The organism is Leptolyngbya sp. CCY15150, from assembly GCF_016888135.1.
Classification (GTDB): Bacteria; Cyanobacteriota; Cyanobacteriia; order RECH01; family RECH01; genus RECH01.
Genome location: NZ_JACSWB010000185.1, coordinates 1 through 950 on the forward strand (window position 1 = coordinate 1; position 950 = coordinate 950).

At 52.4% G+C, this 950-nt stretch carries 1 pseudogene; it reads right to left on the reverse strand.

From position 1 onward, the window contains the following. Nucleotides 1-18: 18 nt before the first annotated feature. Nucleotides 19-863 (reverse strand): annotated as a pseudogene (locus JUJ53_RS13825) (IS5 family transposase). Between the last annotated feature and the right edge of the window lie 87 nt (nucleotides 864-950).

Genomic DNA, 950 nt, shown 5'->3' on the forward strand with positions numbered 1-950 from the left:
CTAGGCTCTGTTTTAAAACTATAGCCACAGCATGATAGAAGCTAGAGTCAGCATGGCGAGGTAGTTCTCAGCCTTCTTCTCGTAGCGGGTTGCAATGCGACGAAATTGCTTGAGGCGATTGAAGCAGCGTTCAATCCGGTTGCGCTCACGGTACAGAATCTTGTCAAACTTACCCCGTCGCCGTTCATTCCCCTTTCGCGGAATGGTGAAGCAAATCCCTCGTCGTCGCAGATAGCGACGAATAGCGCCACTGCTATAGCCTTTGTCACCACTCACTCGCTTCGGACACAGGCGGGGTCGTCCTGCGCCAGAACGTTTTACCGCTCCTTGCTCCATCAGTTGCTCAAATACGACCGTTTCGTGGCGTTCGCCCGCTGTCAGTACAAAAGTGATGGGTAAGCCATTGCCATCACAACGCAAATGTATTTTGGTGCTAAATCCTCCCTGGGAGCGCCCTAAGGCCTCTCTTGCTTGCACCTGTTTAAGATCAGAACGCTCCAAGTCTGACGTTAAGTCCCCCTTTTTGACCCTGCCGCATGTTGATGAGCACGGATGACACTTCCATCGACAAAATGGATCTCCCAATTAATCTGACCTTCGGCATCTGCCTCTTCCTGGAGGGCCTCAAACACCTGCTGCCACCGCCCCGTTTTGCGCCAATGGTAAAACCGTCCTGAAACCGTTGACCATGGTCCATAACGTTCCGGTAAGTCTCGCCATGGGGCACCCGTTCGCAGAATCCACAGGATGCCATTGACGATCATGCGATGATCTTTAGCCGGGCACCCGGTATGAGGTTTTTGAGGCGGTAGCAAGGGCGTGATCCGCTCCCACTGCTGGTTGCTCATGTCTCCTCGGCGGATAGTTCTGAGGGATTGGTTAGTCATGGACATCTATCAGGTAGCTACACTACTTACCAGTATGCCAAAAGGTTTTAAAACACGCCCTAG